General features: G+C 66.4%; 17 protein-coding genes. 14 read left to right on the top strand and 3 right to left on the bottom strand.

The window, feature by feature from the left end:
* Nucleotides 1-6 precede the first annotated feature (6 nt).
* Nucleotides 7-1,539 (bottom strand): 1,4-alpha-glucan branching protein domain-containing protein, encoded by a 1,533-nt coding sequence (locus ACW2Q0_RS27665; RefSeq protein WP_457193851.1) that lies wholly within the window; start codon nt 1,537-1,539, stop codon nt 7-9.
* Nucleotides 1,536-2,339 carry a class I SAM-dependent methyltransferase gene (locus tag ACW2Q0_RS27670; RefSeq protein ID WP_457193852.1) on the bottom strand — a complete coding sequence of 268 codons (804 nt, stop codon included), beginning with the start codon at nt 2,337-2,339 and terminating at the stop codon, nt 1,536-1,538. Before ACW2Q0_RS27670 ends, ACW2Q0_RS27665 begins: the two co-directional genes overlap by 4 nt.
* Before the next feature lie 192 nt (nt 2,340-2,531).
* On the opposite strand from ACW2Q0_RS27670, the gene ACW2Q0_RS27675 reads away from it, so the two are divergent.
* From ACW2Q0_RS27675 to ACW2Q0_RS27685, 3 genes are all read left to right on the top strand, one after another.
* Nucleotides 2,532-3,317, top strand: a complete 786-nt coding sequence (locus ACW2Q0_RS27675) for an electron transfer flavoprotein subunit beta/FixA family protein (RefSeq protein WP_457193853.1) — start codon at nt 2,532-2,534, stop codon at nt 3,315-3,317.
* 152 nt (nt 3,318-3,469) lie between these two features.
* A complete protein-coding gene (locus tag ACW2Q0_RS27680; RefSeq protein WP_457193854.1) occupies nt 3,470-4,426 on the top strand; it encodes an electron transfer flavoprotein subunit alpha/FixB family protein in 957 nt (318 codons plus the stop codon).
* Nucleotides 4,427-4,505: 79 nt separating this feature from the next.
* Nucleotides 4,506-5,159, top strand: coding sequence for a Uma2 family endonuclease (locus tag ACW2Q0_RS27685; protein ID WP_457193855.1), 654 nt, complete (start codon nt 4,506-4,508; stop codon nt 5,157-5,159).
* 190 nt (nt 5,160-5,349) lie between these two features.
* Here the strand turns inward: ACW2Q0_RS27685 and ACW2Q0_RS27690 are convergent, their stop codons facing one another.
* Complete coding sequence (locus tag ACW2Q0_RS27690) at nt 5,350-6,207, bottom strand: LysR family transcriptional regulator (protein WP_457193856.1); 858 nt, start codon at nt 6,205-6,207, stop codon at nt 5,350-5,352.
* A gap of 111 nt (nt 6,208-6,318) precedes the next feature.
* On the opposite strand from ACW2Q0_RS27690, the gene ACW2Q0_RS27695 reads away from it, so the two are divergent.
* The 11 genes from ACW2Q0_RS27695 to ligA all read left to right on the top strand — a co-directional run bounded on the left by ACW2Q0_RS27695 (nt 6,319) and on the right by ligA (nt 19,560).
* On the top strand, nt 6,319-7,590 hold the full coding sequence (locus tag ACW2Q0_RS27695) for an NAD(P)/FAD-dependent oxidoreductase (protein ID WP_457193857.1): 1,272 nt from the start codon (nt 6,319-6,321) through the stop codon (nt 7,588-7,590).
* Between the two features lie 177 nt (nt 7,591-7,767).
* The gene (locus ACW2Q0_RS27700) at nt 7,768-8,595 is read left to right on the top strand and encodes a GNAT family N-acetyltransferase (RefSeq protein ID WP_457193858.1); all 828 of its coding nucleotides are present in this window, start codon (nt 7,768-7,770) and stop codon (nt 8,593-8,595) included.
* Entirely contained in the window at nt 8,592-9,614 is a 1,023-nt protein-coding gene (locus tag ACW2Q0_RS27705; protein ID WP_457193859.1) for a lysophospholipid acyltransferase family protein, read from the top strand. Before ACW2Q0_RS27700 ends, ACW2Q0_RS27705 begins: the two co-directional genes overlap by 4 nt.
* A 337-nt stretch (nt 9,615-9,951) precedes the next feature.
* On the top strand, nt 9,952-10,200 hold the full coding sequence (locus ACW2Q0_RS27710) for a hypothetical protein (protein ID WP_457193860.1): 249 nt from the start codon (nt 9,952-9,954) through the stop codon (nt 10,198-10,200).
* A 9-nt stretch (nt 10,201-10,209) separates the two neighbouring features.
* On the top strand, nt 10,210-11,172 hold the full coding sequence (locus ACW2Q0_RS27715; protein ID WP_457193861.1) for an antibiotic biosynthesis monooxygenase: 963 nt from the start codon (nt 10,210-10,212) through the stop codon (nt 11,170-11,172).
* Between the two features lie 687 nt (nt 11,173-11,859).
* Nucleotides 11,860-13,281 (top strand): cytochrome P450, encoded by a 1,422-nt coding sequence (locus ACW2Q0_RS27720; protein ID WP_457193862.1) that lies wholly within the window; start codon nt 11,860-11,862, stop codon nt 13,279-13,281.
* Entirely contained in the window at nt 13,278-13,562 is a 285-nt protein-coding gene (locus tag ACW2Q0_RS27725; protein ID WP_457193863.1) for a hypothetical protein, read from the top strand. The genes ACW2Q0_RS27720 and ACW2Q0_RS27725 overlap by 4 nt, the downstream gene beginning before the upstream one ends.
* A 304-nt stretch (nt 13,563-13,866) precedes the next feature.
* On the top strand, nt 13,867-15,093 hold the full coding sequence (locus tag ACW2Q0_RS27730; RefSeq protein ID WP_457193864.1) for a cysteine desulfurase family protein: 1,227 nt from the start codon (nt 13,867-13,869) through the stop codon (nt 15,091-15,093).
* Nucleotides 15,093-16,208: a tRNA 2-thiouridine(34) synthase MnmA gene (mnmA, locus tag ACW2Q0_RS27735; protein ID WP_457193865.1), complete on the top strand. Its 1,116-nt coding sequence runs from the start codon at nt 15,093-15,095 to the stop codon at nt 16,206-16,208. The genes ACW2Q0_RS27730 and mnmA overlap by 1 nt, the downstream gene beginning before the upstream one ends.
* Nucleotides 16,205-17,260 carry a methionine synthase gene (locus ACW2Q0_RS27740; protein WP_457193866.1) on the top strand — a complete coding sequence of 352 codons (1,056 nt, stop codon included), beginning with the start codon at nt 16,205-16,207 and terminating at the stop codon, nt 17,258-17,260. Before mnmA ends, ACW2Q0_RS27740 begins: the two co-directional genes overlap by 4 nt.
* Nucleotides 17,261-17,445: 185 nt before the next feature.
* Nucleotides 17,446-19,560: an NAD-dependent DNA ligase LigA gene (gene ligA, locus ACW2Q0_RS27745; protein WP_457193867.1), complete on the top strand. Its 2,115-nt coding sequence runs from the start codon at nt 17,446-17,448 to the stop codon at nt 19,558-19,560.
* Nucleotides 19,561-19,592 lie beyond the last annotated feature (32 nt).

Here is a 19,592-nt window from a genome sequence, read left to right on the forward strand (position 1 = left end):
TCCTTATCAGGCGGAGTCTCGGTCCGCGATCGCCAGCCGCCGGGCGTCCACACTCGGGAAGAGCCCGTCGGCCGCCCCCCATCCTGTCGCCAACTGGTGTGCTTTGGCGACTTGCCCCGCGCCCACCGCGCCCGCGATTTCCCGCACGGCGTGGGCGTGTCGGTGCGCGCGGTCGCGTGCGTAGCCGGCCGCGGAGTCCTTGCTGACCATGAATGCCCAGTCGCTGGAGACGGTGAGGATAGCCTCCCGCAGCAGCTGATCGGCAACCGGGTCGCGCAGCGCGAGGTCGCCGCCCTCGGCCCGCATTTTGTCGACGGTGTCGAGGGTGAGCCGGACAATCTCGTCGTTCAGTTCTACCAGGTCGTTGACCTGGTCACCGGCCCACACTCGCCAATCCTTACCCGAACCCCAGGACGAATCGGCCAGCGGCACCGGTTCCCCGACGAATCCGCGCGCCCTGGCGTCGGCGAGGGTGCCGACCGTGACGCCCACCTCGGGCAATGCCCGCAACACCTGGGCGAGCCACTGCGGACCCTCGTGCCACCAGTGCCCGAACAATTCGGTATCGAATGCCGCGACGACCAGCGCCGGACGTCCGATACGCGCCGATTCGTCGATCAGCCGCTGCCGCACGGTATGCACGAAATCGTCGACATCGCGGACCACCGCCGCGGCCGCCAGCTCCGGGTCGTACGGGGCCTTATCCGGTCCGGCGACCGTTTTGCCGGTGACGCGGGCGGACTTGAGACCCGTCGCGTGGTCGTAGTGATGGAAGTCCCGGTATGTGCTCTGGCCTGGATAGCCGGACTTGGGCGACCAAACCCGGTAGCTCACTTGCAGATCCCGCCCGAAGGCCACCACATCCGACTCCCGGACCGGGTGGCCCAGGGTGGTATCGCCACGCAGCGCGGGCCCGTCGACCATGAAATGCGTCACACCCGAAGCCGCGTATCCGGTCTCCATACCGGGGGTGTAACCGCATTCGGGCGCCCAGATGCCGGTTGGGGTGTGGCCCCACCGCTGGCGGGCGTCGACGAGGCCCTCGCTGAGTTGGAAGGCGCGCAGTCGTGGGTGCAGCAGCGGCTGGAACGGGTGCGCGAGCGGGCCGCCGAGTAGTTCGATGGCCTCGGCATCGATGAGCTGCCGCCACACCGCGGCCGCGCCATGACGCCAGTTCTGTTCGAATTCCGCCAATGCCGCGGCGGCCAGTCGATGCTCATACCTGCCGAGCGCGATATTGCCCGCCATCGCGGCCTGGTCGGCGCGCAGCTGCCAGTTGCCGAGCCAATGATGCATGCCCGCAAGGCAATGCGGATCGTCCAGCTGGGCGGCGAGCACCGGTGTGATGCCGAGGCTGAGCAGATGTGAACGGCCCTCCGCGGCAAGGGTTCTCAATACATCGACGACCGGAAGGTAAGAGGCGGACCAGGATTGGTAGAGCCATTCCTCGCCGACCGGCCAGCGGCCGTGGTGGGCCAGCCAGGGCAGATGGGAATGCAGGACCAGGGTGAACTGGCCGGGAACCGCTTGTTTGCTCAAGGCTTCACCGCGATGGCGACCAGATCGAGGCTCGCATCGATGTCCTCGGTGCGCAGTGCGAAATCGTCGATGGCGACCGCGGCGACATCGGCGGTCAGTTCGGCGGGCCACGGTTCCCCGGCCAGCGCGCGTTCGATCTGCGCATCGATGAACGAACCACCGTGCTTGGCGTCCAACGCTTTCAGTGTCGGGCCGTGGTGCACACCGGTCATCAGCGTGACCCGGAAACCGGCGTCGACCAGCAGTCCGGTGAGTTCGTCGGCATTGAGTTCGCGGGTGTGGAACGGGTTGAGCGGAGTATCGCGGCCGGGGGAGAAGGTAATCCGGTTGGGCGTGCTGATCAACAGCTCGCCACCCGGACGCAGCACCCGCAGGCATTCTCGGATGAACTGGCTCTGGTCCCAAAGGTGTTCGATCACTTGGAAATTCACCACGACATCGACCGAATCGTCCGCCAGCGGCAGCGCGGCGAGGTTGCCCTGGATGATCTCCACGCGCGGGTAACGGGTGCGCACATGCTCGACCGCGTTGGCGTCGTAGTCCAAACCGATCACTTCGATGGCCACATCGGCGATCATGTTCGCGCCGTAACCCTCGCCGGATCCGGCCTCCAGCACCGTCTTTCCCGCGCAACGTTCGAGCAGGCGTGCGTAGACGATCTCGTGCCGACGGAACCAGTAGTTCTCCTCGGTGATGCCGGGTACGGTCCGCTCGCCGGTCAGCGGCAACGGCTGCACCGCCGACTCGGGAGTAATGCCCGGGGTCGGGCCCACTGCGGCAGGGATCACAGCCTCGCTCATCGCTCCGACGTTACTGGTACGGCGGCCGCACATTATCGCCAGGACCACCGTTGTGAGAGAGAAGCAACTAAGTTACCCGTGGGTAACTTAACGTAGGGTAGTGTCACGCCCTGAGCTACAAACAAGGACGTACGGCCGAGTTCGTGCGACCACCACACACGTGTAACCAGAACAGGAGGTCGACGAATACCGATGCCGAACATCGTCGTACTCATCAAGCAGGTTCCCGACACTTGGTCCGAGCGCAAGCTGACCGACGGTGATTTCACCCTCGATCGCGAGGCCGCCGACGCCGTCCTCGACGAGATCAACGAGCGTGCCGTCGAAGAAGCGCTGCTGATCAAGGAGGCCCAGGGCGGTGAGGTCACCGTGCTGGCCGCCGGTCCGGACCGGGCCACCGAGGCCATCCGCAAGGCGCTGTCCATGGGTGCCGACAAGGCCATCCACATCAACGATCCCGCGATCCACGGCTCCGACGCCGTGCAGACCGCCTGGGTGTTGGCCAGTGCGCTGGGCCAGGTCGAGGGTGTCGAGCTGGTCATCGCGGGCAATGAGGCCACCGACGGTCGTTCCGGTGCCGTCCCCGCGATCATCGCCGAATACCTCGGCCTGCCGCAGCTGACACACCTGCGCAAGCTGACCGTCGACGGCAACAAGATCACCGGCGAGCGGGAGACCGACGAGGGCGTGTTCAAGCTGGAGGCCACCCTCCCGGCCATCGTCAGCGTCACCGAGAAGATCAACGAGCCGCGCTTCCCGTCCTTCAAGGGCATCATGGCCGCGAAGAAGAAGGAAGTGCAGACCTTCACACTGGCCGACCTGGGTGTCGACCCGTCGACCGTCGGTGTCGCCAACGCGGGCAGCGCCGTCACCGCGGCCACCCCGAAGCCCCCGCGCACGGCGGGCGAGAAGATCGCGGACGAGGGCGACGGCGGCACCAAGATCGCCGCGTACCTGGTCGGTCAGAAGATCATCTGATCCCGCCCGAGACTGCGCCCGCGGTGTGAGCTCAGCGCCCGGAGGAGGTAGCCATGGGGGTCGGTCTGCCGACGAAGTCGGCGGGGTGGGTGCACACAGCGTGACCACGCAGGGCGTAGCGAACACCGCAATTAGACAGGGAGAGAACACAAATGGCAGAAGTACTTGTGCTCGTCGAGCACGCCGACGGTGCGGTCAAGAAGGTCAGCACCGAACTGCTCACCGCCGCGAGCGTGCTGGGTGAGCCCACGGCCGTCGTGATCGGTTCGGCCGGGACCGGCGAGAAGCTGGCCGGCGCGCTGGCCGCCGCGGGTGCCGCGAAGATCTACATCGCCGAATCCGACGACGTGGAGAACTTCCTGGTTACGCCGAAGGTCGATGTGCTCGCCGGTCTGGTCGAGTCGGTTTCCCCGGCCGCCGTGATCGTCGCCGCTACCGCCGAGGGCAAGGAGGTGTCGGGCCGCCTCGCCGCGCGCATCGGCTCCGGCCTGCTCGTCGATGTCATCGACATCAAGTCCGACGGTTTGGTCGTGCACTCCATCTTCGGTGGCGCATTCACTGTCGACGCCAAGGCCACCGGCGACGTGCCGGTGATCTCGGTGCGTCCGGGTGCCGTCGAGGCGACCGCCGCGGCCGGTGCGGGCGAGAAGGTGACCGTCGAGGTGCCCGCGCAGGAAGAGGGCGTCGTGAAGGTGATCTCCCGCGCACCGGTCGCCGGTGGCGACCGTCCGGAGCTCACCGAGGCGAGCATCGTCGTCTCCGGTGGCCGCGGTGTCGGTTCCGCCGATAACTTCGCGGTCGTCGAGGCGCTGGCCGACTCGCTCGGTGCCGCCGTCGGCGCCTCGCGTGCCGCGGTCGACTCGGGCTACTACCCGGGCCAGTTCCAGGTCGGTCAGACCGGTAAGACGGTCTCCCCGCAGCTGTACATCGCCCTCGGCATCTCCGGCGCCATCCAGCACCGTGCCGGTATGCAGACCTCGAAGACCATCGTCGCGGTCAACAAGGACGAAGAGGCCCCGATCTTCGAGATCGCGGACTACGGCATCGTCGGGGACCTGTTCAACGTCGCCCCGCAGCTGACCGAAGCGGTCAAGGCGCACAAGGGCTGAGCGCTCGCGTACTGACGCCGACTCGTGGCCCGGCCGGAAACGGCGGGGCCACGAGCATTTCCGGGCCTATCATTGCGGCATGTCTCTGCCCCGTATCGAGCGTCCTGACCTGCCTGAGCATATGACTTGGGCGGAACTGGAGCGACTCCCAGCGGAGATCGCGGAACAGATCGAGCTCTGGGAGGGCCGTGTGGTGTGGGTGCGTCGCGGTCCCGGTGAACATCAGATATTCATGCGCCGATTGACCCATGAGCTCGAACGGTGCGCACGCAACGATATGGCGGTAGACGCTGAACGCTGCTGGGTGGCCAACCTCGAAACCAATGTCTTTCTCGGGAGCAGCGGGAAGTCCGACTTCCTGACCCCCGATTTCTTGGTGCACCGCTGTCTTGGCGGCGCTTACCGGGACGTCCGCGCGGCCGACACCGTGCTGGTAGGCGAAGTGCTGTCACCGTCCAATATCCCGTCCGATATCGAGGCGAAGAAGAGTCGGTATGCGAAGGCCGGGATTCCGTGGTATTGGGAAGTGACGCTGAAAGCGGATGTCAGTGCCATCGCATTCATCCGTGCATACGGCTTGGAGATCGGGTACGCGCAGCTACCCGACGGGATCGGCCCGCTGCACCCAGCCGCGTATCGGATTGTCGGTGAATGGGTGAACGACGGCGAGGAGCGAGTATCGTTCACGCATCCGTTCCGGATCGATATCCCGTGGACCGCGCTCGTCTACTGACGGGGAAGGTCTTTGTTCCGGTCGATCAGGTCGGTCAAACGTGGTCCGAATGATGTTGTGCAGCAATACCTACTCCCGTCTGGGGAAGCGGCAGGGGACCGGGCTCATACGGCCGTCGCGCGGTGGTCGGTGCACGCGGTTTCGCTCGCGACCACGCCTGGCACCGAGATCCGCTCGATGGCAGCAGATCTCAGCGGCGATGTAAGCCGGACAACAGTGTGGTGAGGATCGCGGAGCGGCGCGCATCGCTGCGCAGGACCGCGGAGACCGGAATTCGTAGTCGATGCTCGGCGAGACGCAGAACCACCAGGCCCTCGGTGGGGCTGTCGGCGTAGAGCACGGTCCAGGCGTCCGGGCGATTGATCAGTTCCATGGTTGCGGTGTGATCCGGTGGAATCGGCGGGCCGAAGGTGGGGCCCGCGGCCAGATCGGCGAAGGCCGCCCGAATCACATTGTGCAGCAAGACCTGTTCCTGCTCGGGTGGGAGCAGCAGCGGATACTGGCTCAGCTCCGCCAGCGTCACCTGCGCGCGCGTGGCCAGCGGATGGGCGGCGGAGGTGGCGATGACGAGGTCCTCGATCCACAGTTGCTCGACTGCGAGACCGGGCTCTTCGACACTGCCGCGGATGAGTGCGAGATCGCAGTCGCCGTCGGCCACCGCGGTGATCCGCTGCCGGAACGGTTTGATGACGAATTCGATCTCGGCATCCGGATGTGCGGCGCGCGCGCCGGCGATCGCGGAGAGGGACCGGGTCGCGAAGGACATGTTGGCGGCAAGCCGGATGCGGTGACCGGAGGTGCGCACGGTGGCGCGGATGGCCGACTCCAGGCTGAGCATCTGTTTAGCCAGGGGAAGTAGCCGCATGGTCGCGTCGGTGGGTACAACGGCCCTGGTAGAGCGCTCGAACAAGAGCACGCCTAGGTCACGCTCCAGCCGGGCGATCTGATGGCTGATCGCCGATTGGGAGATGTAACAGCGGGCCGCAGCCCGGCTGAAACTCAGCTCTTCGCACACCGCGACGAAGTAGGTGAGCTGGCGAAGCTCCACGCGATCTCCAATTCATGAGCGATCTAGATAAGAGTCATATCTATTATGCGCCTGAACACCTGAAATATCTGCAGTTCGAATGACGGTTGGTAATGAGAGAAGGAGGCTGTCATGGAACATGCAGATGTTGTCATCGTTGGATCGGGATTCGGGGGGCTTGCCGCCGCTAAGCAGTTGGCCAAATCAGGCATTAATTACGTTCTCATCTCGAGTACTCCGGAGCATCTCTTCCAGCCGTTGCTGTACCAGGTCGCGACGGGTGTGCTGGCCTCGCACGAGATCGCGCCGCCGATCGCCTCGGTGTTGCGCAGGCATCGAGAGGCCGACGTCCGGCTCGGCAAGGTCGTCGCCATCGACGCCGATAACGCGGTGCTCACCTACGAGCACGACGGCGCGCACACCCAGATCCGCTACGGCTCGCTGATCGCCGCCACCGGCGCCTCGCAGTCGTATTTCGGCCGGGACGATTTCGCCGATAAGACGTTCTCGCTCAAGACCATCGACGATGCGAAGCTGCTGCGCGCACAGATCGAGCGCGTCTTCACCGAGGCCAAGGACGCGGATGCGCACACCCGCCAGCGATTGCTGAGCTTCGTGGTGGTCGGCGCGGGCGCGACCGGTGTCGAGGTTGCCGGTCAACTGAAGGAACTCGCGAAACGGTATTATCACCAAGAGGTTTCGGTAACCCTGGTCGAGGGCGCGGGCGAGGTACTGCCGCCCTTCGGTGGCGGACTGTCGGAATATGCGAAGGCATCGCTGACCAATAGCGGCGTCGAGGTGCTGCTGGGCACGTTCGTAACCGATATCGACTTCGGCAAGGTGACCGTCAAGGACAAGCAGGGTATCGAGCGCCGGATCGCGGCCGAGACGGTGGTCTGGTCGGCGGGTGTGCAGGCGGGCGGGTTCGCGCAGATCCTGGCCGAGGCCACCGGCTGCGAAACCGACCGGGCCGGAAGGCTTTTGATCAATCCGGATCTGACCGTCGGCGGACACGCCGATATCTACGCCATCGGTGATATGACCTCGCTCAACGGCTATCCGGGTCAGTCGCCGGTCGCGATGCAGGAGGGCAGGCACGCCGCCGACATCATTCGCCGCAAGAAGCTCCCCGGCACTGCCTTCACCTACTGGGACAAGGGCAGCATGGCGGTGATCAGCCGGTTCAGCGCGGTGGTGAAACTCAACGAGCACGTCACCTTCCGCGGCATCATCGCCTGGACCGTGTGGCTCGCGGTGCACCTGCTGTACCTGGTCGGGTTCCGCAATAGGTTCGCCGCCGTCGCCTCGTGGCTCATCGCCTTTATCGGCACGGGTCGTCCCGGTTTCGACGAGGTGGACGCGGTACGGGATCCGGTGCGGATGTCGGAGCGCGACGCCGCCTGAGCTATTCCGGAAAGGTTGCGGCGCAGGCAAAAAACGGCGGTAGCGGTGCGGGAGACGGAACGCGACACGACAGCTCGGTGAACGCTCGGTGTGATAATCATCTCGTTCACCGAACCGGCATCGACGCGACACTTCGAGGTTGCTCCGGCGCAGTTTCGGACTGGCTTCATCACGGATATGACTATTTCGTCCGTGTTGACAGCCCCGGCTCGACCAACGGACTCCGGGGTGGAACGGTCTCGGTATTCGCTGGTCGTCTCGTCCGATTCGGCGCACCGGCTGGCCGCGCAGCGCCTGCGCTACGGCGTGTTCGCCAGTGAGCCCGGCTTCCGCATTCCCGACAACGGAACGGGTCTGGACGCGGACCACTTCGACGAGCACTGCGATCATCTGCTGGTCCGCGACGACCGGACCGAGGAATTCGTCGGCTGCTACCGAATGCTGCCGCCGGACCGAGTGACCGCCGCCGGCGGCTACTACACGGCCACCGAATTCGATCTGACCCAACTGGATCCGGCGGGCAACCGGATCGTGGAAATGGGTCGTGCGTGTGTGGTGCCCGACCACCGCAACGGCTCGGTGCTGACCCTCATGTGGGCGGGCATTCTGCACTACATCCAGCTCACCGGATACGAGTGGGTGATGGGCTGCGCCTCGGTGCCCATGCAGGACACCCCCGCCGATCCGGCCGGTGTCAATGTGCGCGGCGTGCGGGACATGCTGCTCGGCAGGCACGGATCCGATCCCGAGCGGCGGGTGCACCCGCACCGCCCCGTGGTGGTCGACGGGCTGACCCTGGACGAACTGACCCCGCCCGCACGACCGAAGCTGCCCCCGCTGCTGCGCGGGTACCTGCGCCTCGGCGCGGAGATCTGCGGTGAACCCGCGCACGATCCGGATTTCGCGGTCGCCGATTTCGTCGTGCTGCTCGGTCTGGACACGATCAACACCCGTTACCTCAACCGATTACAAGACGCCGCCAATGCGCTCGACGGGGGACGGTGAGTCCGATGGTGTTCGACGCACCGCCCGCCCAGCGCACCGCGCACTCCTGGATGCCGTCGAGCCCCTGTGGGTCCGGCTGTATCGATCCGGTCGATGAGATCGGCACCGCGCGGGTGATCGGCCGACTATTCGCGGTGGCCGGATTGTTGATCAGTTTTCCCGTCGTCAATCTCGTGACACCGCGCGCACGCCGCGAGCAGCTGCAGCGGCGGTATGCGCGAACGATTCTGGGCTGTCTCGGGATTCGGTTACGCATTGTCGACAACCGAGCCGATGCGGGGGCCCCGGCCGATGCGCGCTTCGGCGATTCGGGTACCGGGCTGCTGATCGTGGCCGGACATATCGGCTGGACCGATGTGGTCGTCATGGCGGCGGTGCAGCCGCTGGGCTTCGTGGCCCGCGCCGATATGGTCGATTGGCCACTGCTCGGCGGGCTGGCCAAATTGCTGCGGGTCATTCCGATCGAGCGCGAACGGCTGCGCGAATTGCCCGGTGTGGTGGCACGTCTCGGCGAACGGCTGGCGGCAGGTGACCGGGTCGCGGTCTTCCCCGAGGGGACCACCTGGTGTGGCCGCGCCTACGGCACCATGCGGCCCGCCCTCTTCCAGGCGGCGGTGGACACCGGAACCTCGGTGCAGCCGGTACGCGTGCGGTACCTGGACGTACATGGCACCCAGACGACCGTTCCCGGATTCGTCGGTGACGACGGCTTCGGCACCTCGGCGAAGCGCATCCTGCGCTCGCGCGGCATGGTGGCCGAGGTGGCGCTCGAGCCGGTGGAGCACCCCGGGCTCGATCGCCGCGATCTGGCCCGCCGCTGCGAGCAGGCGGTGCGCGGCACCGATCTGCCGCGCCACGGCGTTATCGAGACATCGGATTGGATCGAGGCGACCGCCACCCGGGTAAAGGATCCGGAATCGGCCGAACCGCAGCCGCAACGGCCGTCGCGGCGGCTGCGACCGTTCCGCCGCCGCCGCTCCGGCCACCAGGTTGCCGAGAGCGCGGTGTCGACCGACTGATCGAAGGGCGCACTCTCGCGGGGCCCGCAGTTCAACGCTATGGTGCGAATTCCCGGTGGGGAATGTTCTCCTCTGCACCAGAATTCGCTGACTGAACAGCGCGGATATCCGCCGATTGTGATCGGCGGCGCAACGTGGCGCGGGAGCCGGGGTGCGGCACGGCTCGCGAACGAGTCGAGCCGTAGCTGTGGGATTGCTGGCCGGGGTCTAGGCGGGTCGGGTACCTTGACCCCAGGCGAGTGCGTGCACAGCGATGCCCGGAATGGGCGGCTTCGTTGCGTGATCGAACTCGGCGGGCGATCGGCGGCACGGCACCTTCGCAGAGGGGAGCGGCGCTATGGATCTCGATACGATCACCGATGTCGTTCGGCGACCTTCCGGCCGACCGGGTACGGCTTGGCGTGACGGCGATGCGTGGCCGGCCGCAGGTACGTGGTTGTTTTCGACCGAACAGCCGGATCTGGGTCGTCTGATCGAGCGCACCGCACTCGCCTGGGACAGCCCGGTGCCGAGCGCCGCGGGTCTGGCGATCGGCGCGACGTGCGCCATCCGCGAGCCGCCGGTTTCGGCGCGACCCGAGCGGTGAGGCACTGCGATGGGAACCGCCGACGATGCGGCGACGGTCATCATCGGCCAGCAGGTGCGCCCTGGTTTCGAGCAGGCCTTCAAGTCGTGGCAGGAAGACCTGAACGCCGCGGCATCGGGCTACCCCGGATTCCTCGGCGCCGAGATCGCCGCCCCCACGGCAGTGCAGCCCGAATGGGTTGTCGTGTACCGCTTCGACTCCGTCGGTCATCTACAGGACTGGATAAACAGCGCTACCCGTCAGGAGTTCCTGGACAGCGGGCAGCGATACTTCGACGGTCCGGCCACCCAGCAGGTCATCAGCGGTGGCACGCGTCCGGTAGATCCCCTCGTGACGGTCGTGGTCACCCATCGGGTGGCTGCGGACAGCGTCGCGGATTTCCTTGCGTGGCAAGCGGATCTGAGCCGGGAGGAGGCGAAATTCGACGGCTTCCGCGGCACCGAGCTCTTCCGCCCCATCGAGGGTGTTCAGGACGAGTGGACGGCGCTCTACCGCTTCGATACCGCGGCGAACCTCGCCACCTGGCTCACCTCGAAGCGGCGCGGAGAGCTGCTGGCCGAGGGCGAGAAGTTCGGCGACTTCGAGTTGCGCACCATCGATAACTCATTCGGCAGCTGGTTCGCCTTCGACGAGAACGGCAACGAGACTTCGGCACCGTCGAATACCAAGACCGCCGTCGCGGTGTGGGTGGGCCTCTACCCGACCGTTGTACTGCTCACTCTTGCCCTGTCCCCCTTGAAGATGCCGCTGTGGCTCGGATTGCTGATCGGCAACCTGCTGTCCAGTTTCGTGATGAGCTTCGTCACGATGCCGCACTACGTGCACCGGTTGCTGCGGCGGTGGCTGCGCCCGCCCCCCGATACCCCGGCGACGAAGACGAACCTCCAGGGCATCGCGATCGTCGCTGCCGTGATGCTGGCCTGGGTCGTCATCTTCTACGTGGCCACGACCAAGCTCTGGACGTTGCCTTGACCACCGGCCACCGAGCGATGCGGGTCCCGATGGCGCGGGAATCGTGTTCAACAGCGTCGGTGTCAGGGTTGTGGTCGGTCACCGCCACGATATATCGCGCGTGGTGACCATTCGGCTCGCCGGTGCGATCTGAGGGGAGCAGCTGAGGGCCGGATTTCCCCTCCGAGTCCGGCCCTCAGCTCATGGTGCGGTCGGCCCGCGATGGTCTCTGTGGTGGTTGGTTTCCGTCATGACCGCGGCAGACATGCGTTCCGGTCTGGACACAGCAGCGCCAGGGTGATGGTTTTCTTCAGGCGCACATTGCTGGTGTCAGCGTCGTAGACCCTCGCCGACTCGTCATACGGCTTGCGCTGTTCGCGAAATTCATAACGCCGCGGTGGGGCGTACCGGCGCACGTGCGCCGAAGCACCACAGTCCTTTGACCTCGGTTTCCCGAACCGTGTTGCGCACTGGTGCGGTATTCGATGCTCATTTGTCGCCTCACCTACTGGTCGTATTGCTCGGCTCGGCAAAACAGACAGGTACAGATGTACAGCGGTTCCGTGCGAGCTTCTTACGTCCAGCTAGGAAAATGAGCCGCCCAGCTTGATAACAAGCTGATCACGGCGGTGCTGCGCGTCGCAAACCGTGTGTGCGGCCGGTCACGGGCGTGGCGATCCGGACGGCCCGCGTGTTTGAGTAAGACGCATGGAATCGTTCAGCGCCCCGCTGCCCGTGGAGGCGTTGCCGTATCCACCGGGTCGACTGCCGATCATCGGTGACGTGGCCAGTGTGGACCGTCACCGCCCGACGCAGCACGAGTTGAAGCTCGCCCAGGGCGGGCTGGGGCCGATCTTCCAGCGCAAACTGCTCGGCACTCAGCTCATCATCGTCGCCGGGGGCCGGTTGGCGACGCAGTGCAACGATGAAACCGCCTGGGGGCGTGTTCTTCTGGGGCCGCTGGCCAAGTTGCGACCGCTCGCTGCGCACGGGATGTTCACCGCCAGTTCGAAAGATCCGCTGTGGGGGCAGGCTCGGCGCATCCTCACACCGGGGTTCGCCCAAGCCGCGATGCGCACCTATCACGAGGCCATGGCCTCGGTTGCCGACGACCTGGTGGCCGAGTGGACTGCGGCCGGTTGCGCTAGCGTGGCCGTTCATTCGGCGATGACCCGCGCCACCCTGGAGGTGATCGCTCGCGCTGGATTCGGCCGAGACCTGCGCTTGTTCGATCCCCAGGGGCAGTGTAGTGATTCACATCGGTTCGTCCGAGTGCTGGGACGCACGCTGCAGTGGGCGTCCGAATCCACTAACGACGTTCCGGTCATCGGTGACGTACGCGGGGCGCTGCAGGCTCCGCGCGTGCGCCGCGACATCGCCTCCCTGCGGCAATACGTGGATCAGCTGATCGCCGATCGGCAACGCGAAAAAAACAGCGATGCAACGGATCTACTCGGGTTGATGTTGACCGCGGCAGATCCGGAGACCGGGGCACGGCTACCGGCGGACAACGTGCGGGACCAGACGCTCACGTTCCTGATCGCCGGGCACGAAACCACCGCTGCCCTATTGGAAGTCGCGTTGCACCATCTGGCACGCAACCCGGACCACCAGGACCGCATACGTTCCGAAATCCCCACACAGACAACCGGTCTCGGATACGAAGACGTGACCAGAATGCGGTTCACACGCCAGTTCCTCAACGAATGCCTGCGCCTGTGGCCGCCCGCGCCCGGTTATTTCCGCATCGCGCGTACCGAACAGAACCTCGGCGGCTACCGGATCCCGGCCGGGCGGGCGGTGTTCGTGCTCGCGCTGGCCGCGCAGCGCGACCCGGACGTGTGGGGCCCGGCCGCCGAAGAATTCGACCCAGCCCGCTTCGATTCCACCGCGCTGCGTGCTTTTCCCGACCGGTTCTTCCAGCCGTGGGGCACGGGCCCGCGCTCATGCATCGGGCGCGCGTTCGCGCTGCACGAGGCGACGCTCATGCTCGGCCGGCTGGTACACGCCTTCGACCTGGGCACTACCTCCGCCACGCCGCTGACCTTGCGAGAGCGAGGAACACTGCGTCCCGAACCGTTCGAATTGACCGTCCGCGGCCGCTCGGTGGCCGCCGCCACCAGGAGTTGAACGGCGCCCCGCTCATCGCGCAGTGGATCGGGCGCGTACCCACCTGGATCGACTGGCAGCGTGAGGGCGACGCCGAACTGATCCACCGCGACGACTGGGCAGCAGTCGCCAACACAGCGGTCATGCTGCAGCCCGGACTGCCCGATATGAAGGCCGTCACCGCGGCCCGCATCCGCGCGCACACCTCGAGTGGATGGCAAAACGTCACCATCACCTCCCGCCGCTACCCCGGCGAAGTCGGCAACCGCCTGCACATCGTCAGGATCATGCGAGCCACGTGACGCCGCCCCGGCCGCTCGTTGCGGCACCGGTACGGGTCGCTGTTGGCCGCCGGGCCTAACTTGGCGGATGTGACACGGCGGATGCGTCACAAAAGCAACACCACTACCTTGGAGATCTACACGCACCTGGTGAACGGACAGCCGGCGGGGGCGTTGATGCTGGGAGAGGCGTTGGCGCGGGGGTGGCGGGAATACCGTCGCGCCCGGTTCGGCTTGCATGTGGTGGGTAAATCGGACAGATCGTCGACAGCGGCGGGATACCCCGAAGATGCGCAGGTCAACGGTGGGATAGGGTTTATAGGTCATGAAGTCGGCTTTTGCGGGTTCGGTCCATGGGGCGCCCCAGACGGTCTACCTCGATCATGCGGCGACCACTCCGATGGTGCCTGTCGCGATCGAGGCGATGACGGCTGCCCTCGGTATGACGGGCAATGCCTCGTCACTGCACGGTTCCGGACGGGCCGCCCGGCGGATGCTGGAGGAGGCACGCGAGTCGATCGCGGCCGATCTGGGCGCCCGGCCATCGGAGGTGATTTTCACCTCCGGCGGGACCGAGAGCGACAATCTGGCGATCAAAGGCATCTACTGGGCGCGCCGAGCGGCCGAACCGCGCCGGACGAGGATTATCGCGGGTTCGACCGAACATCATGCGGTCATCGATGCCGTCGACTGGCTGGAGCAGCACGAGGGCGCGCAGGTGACCTGGCTGCCGGTAGACGCCGAAGGTGTGGTGTCGCCGCAGGTGCTGCGGGCGGCGCTGGCCGAACATGTCGACGAGGTCGCGCTGGTGACCATCATGTGGGCCAATAACGAGGTCGGAACCATTGCGCCGATCGCCGAATTGGCCACGGTGGCACAGGAATTCGGCGTGCCCATGCACAGTGACGCGATTCAGGCCGCCGCGCAGCTGTCGATCGATTTCGCGGCGAGTGGGCTTTCGGCGGCGAGTTTCGCCGGTCATAAAATCGGTGGGCCGCACGGTGTCGGTGTACTGCTGCTCGGCAGGCGGGTACCGTGTGTGCCGCTCCTACACGGCGGCGGGCACGAGCGCGATCTGCGCTCCGGGACCTCCGATACCGCCGCTGCTGTCGGACTCGCCACTGCACTGAACTACACCGTGACCGAGTTGCCTACGCGCACAAAGGAATTGACCGCACTGCGGGACGAATTGATCAAGGGTGTCCGCGATGTCGTTCCGGACGCGGTGCTGAGCGGTCCGGCTGGTGAACGCCGGCTGCCGGGCAATGTGCACTTCACTTTTCCCGGCTGCGAAGGCGATTCGCTGCTGATGCTGCTGGACGCGGCTGGGATCGAATGCTCTACCGGGTCGGCCTGCAATGCGGGTGTGGCCACCCCGAGTCATGTACTGATCGCCATGGGTGTGCAGCCGTGGCAGGCCCGGGGTTCACTGCGCTTTTCGTTGGGACACACCTCGACTCGCGCCGATGTGGACGCGGTGCTGAATGTCTTGCCCCAGATCATGGAAAGGGCCAGGGCCGCGGGTCTGGCCGGTGCGAAGGGAGGTGTCTGATGCGGGTACTCGCCGCCATGAGTGGTGGTGTGGATTCGGCCGTGGCGGCGGCACGGGCCGTCGACGCTGGTCATGAGGTGGTCGGCGTACATCTGGCGCTTTCCGCGACACCGGGCACCCTGCGCACCGGATCGCGCGGTTGCTGCTCGAAGGAGGACGCGGGCGATGCCCGGCGGGCCGCCGACGTGCTCGGCATTCCCTTCTATGTCTGGGATTTCGCGGACCGCTTCAAGGAAGACGTGATCGACGATTTCGTCGCCGCCTACGCCGCGGGGCAGACCCCGAATCCGTGTCTGCGCTGTAACGAGAAGATCAAGTTCTCCGCCCTCGCCGACCGTGCGGTGGCCCTCGGCTTCGATGCCGTGGTCACCGGCCATTACGCGCGGCTCGAGGACGGTGTGCTGCGCCGTGCCGTCGATGCCGATAAGGACCAGTCCTATGTGCTCGCGGTGCTGACCGCGCAGCAGCTGTCGCGGGCCATGTTCCCGGTGGGTGACACTCCGAAGCCGCAGATCCGCGCCGAGGCCGCCGAGCGCGGGCTCGCCGTGGCGAACAAGCCCGACAGCCATGACATCTGCTTCATCCCGTCCGGTGACACCAGGGCCTTCCTCGGCGCGAAGATCGGCATCCGGCCGGGTGCGGTGGTCGATGCCGATGGGCACGTGCTCGCGAATCACGAAGGCGTGCACGGGTTCACGATCGGTCAGCGCAAGGGGCTCGGACTGCCGGGTCCGGCCGCCGACGGTAAGCCGCGCTATGTCACCGAGATCGATCCCGACTCCGGCACCGTCCGCGTCGGTTCCGCCGAGGATCTCCAGGTGTGGACCGTGCAGGCCGACCGCGCCATCTGGACCGCCGGTACCGCGCCGCGGGGACCGATCGAATGCGTGGCGCAAGTGCGCGCGCACGGCGGCATCGCGCCGGCCGTGGCCGAGGCGGTCGGCGACGAGCTGATCGTGCACCTGCGCGAGCCGCTGACCGGTGTGGCCCGCGGTCAGGCCATTGTGCTGTATCGCCCGGATGCATTGGGTGATCAGGTGATCGGCAGCGGCACCATCACCGCTGCGTTGCGTGCGGAGTCGGAATCGGTGCGCGGCGTGAGCGCCGAGCAGTGACCGAATTCGCTGCGGAATCGGGTGCGGTCGAGGCGAAGCCGCGCATTCCCGGTGGGATCGCGACCGCGGTCGGATCCTGGCCGGGTACGGATCCGCGGGAGGCCGCGGCCACCATCATCGGTGAGTTGCCTGATCTGCCGCATCTGGTCGAATTGCCCGGGCGCGGTGTGGGTTCGGACCTGATCGGCCGGGTCTCGGCGCTGCTGGTGGATATGCGGTTCGACACCACCACGCGTGGCTATCGGCTGGCGGCTAGGCCCGGCGCGGTTTCGCGGCGGGCACGCGATCTGCTCAGGTCGGATCTGGACACGCTCGAAGAGGTCTGGGCGACAGCGGGTTCGGCGGGTACGGTCAAACTGCAGGCCACCGGCCCGCTGACCCTCGCGGCCCGACTCGAGCTCCCCATCGGGCACCGTGTGCTCACCGATTCCGGTGCGGTACGCGATATTTCGGAATCCCTCGCCGAAGGTCTGGCCCAACACGTGGACGAGGTGCGCAAACGCCTCGGCGCGGAAGTCGTTCTGCAACTGGACGAACCGGCACTCACCGATGTGCTGAGCGGCTCGCTGCGCGGCGTCAGTGTGCTCGACACGGTGCGCGCGGTGCCCGAACCGGAGGCACTGGCGATCTTGGATGCGGTCATTGCCGCTCAGGCTGTGCCCGTCCTGGTCCACAGTTGCGCCGACGCACCCGCCCTGTCCTTACTGCGCGGCAGCGCGGCCACCGCCATCGGCTTCGACGCGGCCACCATCACCACCCGCACACTCGACGATATCGGCGAAACCCTGGACGCGGGAAAGCAATTGGCCCTTGGCCTAATTCCGACGACGCCGCCCGGCAAGCCCCCGACCTGGCGCGATATCGCCGAACCGGGCGTGCGCCTCATCGACCGCCTCGGCCTGCGTCGCTGCGTGCTGGGCACCCAGATCCTGGTCGCCCCCGCCTGCGGCTTGGCCGGTGCCCCGCTCGAATGGGCCCGCCAATCCCTGCGCCTGGCCACCGAAGTGGCCCGCGCCTACGCCGAAGAGCCGGAATCGCTCGACTTCTCCTGACGCTCGACGGGTGTCGCCGCCGTTCGAGTGTTGCTGTCGTGATCGGCACGGACGCGCGAAGACCACGGGCTGGTATGGGGGCAGTCCGGTCGGCTTCCGCCGCGCACCGGCGCCAGCAGATAGTCCGCCGCGACGTGCGGGAATGTGGCGCTGCGTTGTCGGTGGGCTCGACTACTGTGCGATGGGTGAGTGACAGCGACATTGCGGCGGACCCGGCTACGGCGGAGCAGCGGGTGGAATGGCAGCGGCTTGCGGACGAGGTTCGGGAGCACCAGTTCCGGTACTACGTACGGGACGCGCCCATCATCTCCGACGGTGAATTCGACAAGCTGCTGCGGCAACTGCAGGCACTCGAGGACACACATCCGGATCTGCGCACCCCCGATTCGCCGACGCAACTGGTCGGCGGCGGATTCGCGACGGATTTCACCGCCGTTGACCACCTCGAGCGCATGCTGTCACTGGACAACGTCTTCGACTTCGACGAACTGCGCGCCTGGGCGAGCCGGGTCGAGGCCGAGACCGGATCGAACCTGCATTACCTGTGTGAGGTGAAGATCGACGGTGTCGCGCTGAACCTGGTCTACGAGCACGGACGGCTGGTGCGCGGCGCGACCCGCGGCGACGGGCGCACCGGTGAGGATGTCACGCTCAATGCGCGCACCATCGAGGACATTCCCGGCGAGTTGACCGCGACCGCGGAGTTCCCGACCCCTGACCTGCTCGAGGTGCGCGGCGAGGTCTATTTCCGACTGGAGGATTTCGAGACCCTCAATGCCGCGATCGTGGCCGAGGGCAAACCGCCGTATGCCAATCCGCGCAATACCGCGGCGGGTTCGCTGCGCCAGAAGGATCCGGCGGTCACCGCCCGGCGCCGGCTGCGGATGATCTGCCACGGCTTCGGACGCATCGAGGGCTACACCCCGGCCTCGCAGCACGAGGCCTACCGCGCGCTGGCCGCATGGGGTCTGCCGGTCTCCGCGCACACCGAACTGGTGCAGGGCATCGATGCGGTGATCGAGCGCGTCAACTATTGGGGCGAACACCGTCACGATATCGAGCACGAAATCGACGGCCAGGTGATCAAGGTCGACGAGATGGCGCTGCAGCGCAGGCTCGGTTCGACCTCGCGCGCCCCGCGCTGGGCCATCGCGTACAAGTACCCGCCCGAAGAGGCCACCACCAAACTGTTGAATATCGAGGTGAATGTCGGGCGCACCGGCCGGGTCACCCCGTTCGCGGTCATGGAGCCGGTTTCCATCGCGGGCTCCACGGTCGCCATGGCCACACTGCACAATGCCTCCGAGGTCAAGCGCAAGGGCGTGCTCATCGGCGATACCGTCACCATCCGTAAGGCCGGTGACGTGATTCCCGAGGTGCTCGGTCCGGTGGTCGATGCACGCTCCGGTGACGAGCGCGAATTCGTCATGCCGACGCACTGTCCGGAATGCGGCACCGAACTGGCGCCGCAGAAGGAGGGCGACGCCGATATCCGCTGTCCCAACCAGCAGTTCTGCCCGGCGCAGCTGCGGGAGCGGGTGTTCCATGTGGCCGGCCGGGGTGCGTTCGATATCGAATCGCTGGGCTACGAGGCCGCCAATGATCTGCTGAAGTCGGGCGCGATCACCGATGAGGGCGATCTGTTCGACCTCGACGAGGCGCGGCTGCTCACCACCACGCTGTTCGCCAATAAGGACGGCGGCTTGTCCGCGAACGGTAAGCGCCTGCTCGAGAATTTGCGGACCGCCAAGAATCGGCCGCTGTGGCGGGTGCTGGTCGGGTTGTCCATCCGGCACGTCGGACCCACCGCGGCGCGGGTGCTGGCCAGGGAATTCGGCAGTCTCGATCGGATCCGGGAGGCCGCGGTCGAGGAACTGGCCGCCGCCGACGGTGTCGGCCCGACCATTGCCGCCGCCGTCGCCGAATGGTTCACCGTCGATTGGCATCGCGCGATCGTCGACAAGTGGCGCGCTGCGGGTGTGCGGATGGCGGACGAACGCGACGAGTCCATCGAGCGCACCCTCGAGGGGCTATCGATCGTGGTAACCGGGTCGCTGGAAGGGTTTTCCCGCGATGGCGCCAAGGAGGCGATCCTGGTTCGCGGCGGTAAGGCCGCGGGTTCGGTCTCGAAGAAGACGGCATTCGTGGTGATCGGTGACGCGCCGGGTTCCAAGGCCACGAAGGCGGAGGAACTCGGTGTGCCGATCCTCGACGAGGACGGATTCCGCAAGCTGCTCGACGAGGGCCCGGCGGCGGTTGCGCCGGAGACGGCCGAGCAGGACGCCGAGGCCGAGGCGTAGATATGCCGTCGGCGAACTATCCTTGACCTGAA

Source organism: Nocardia citri (assembly GCF_054065835.1).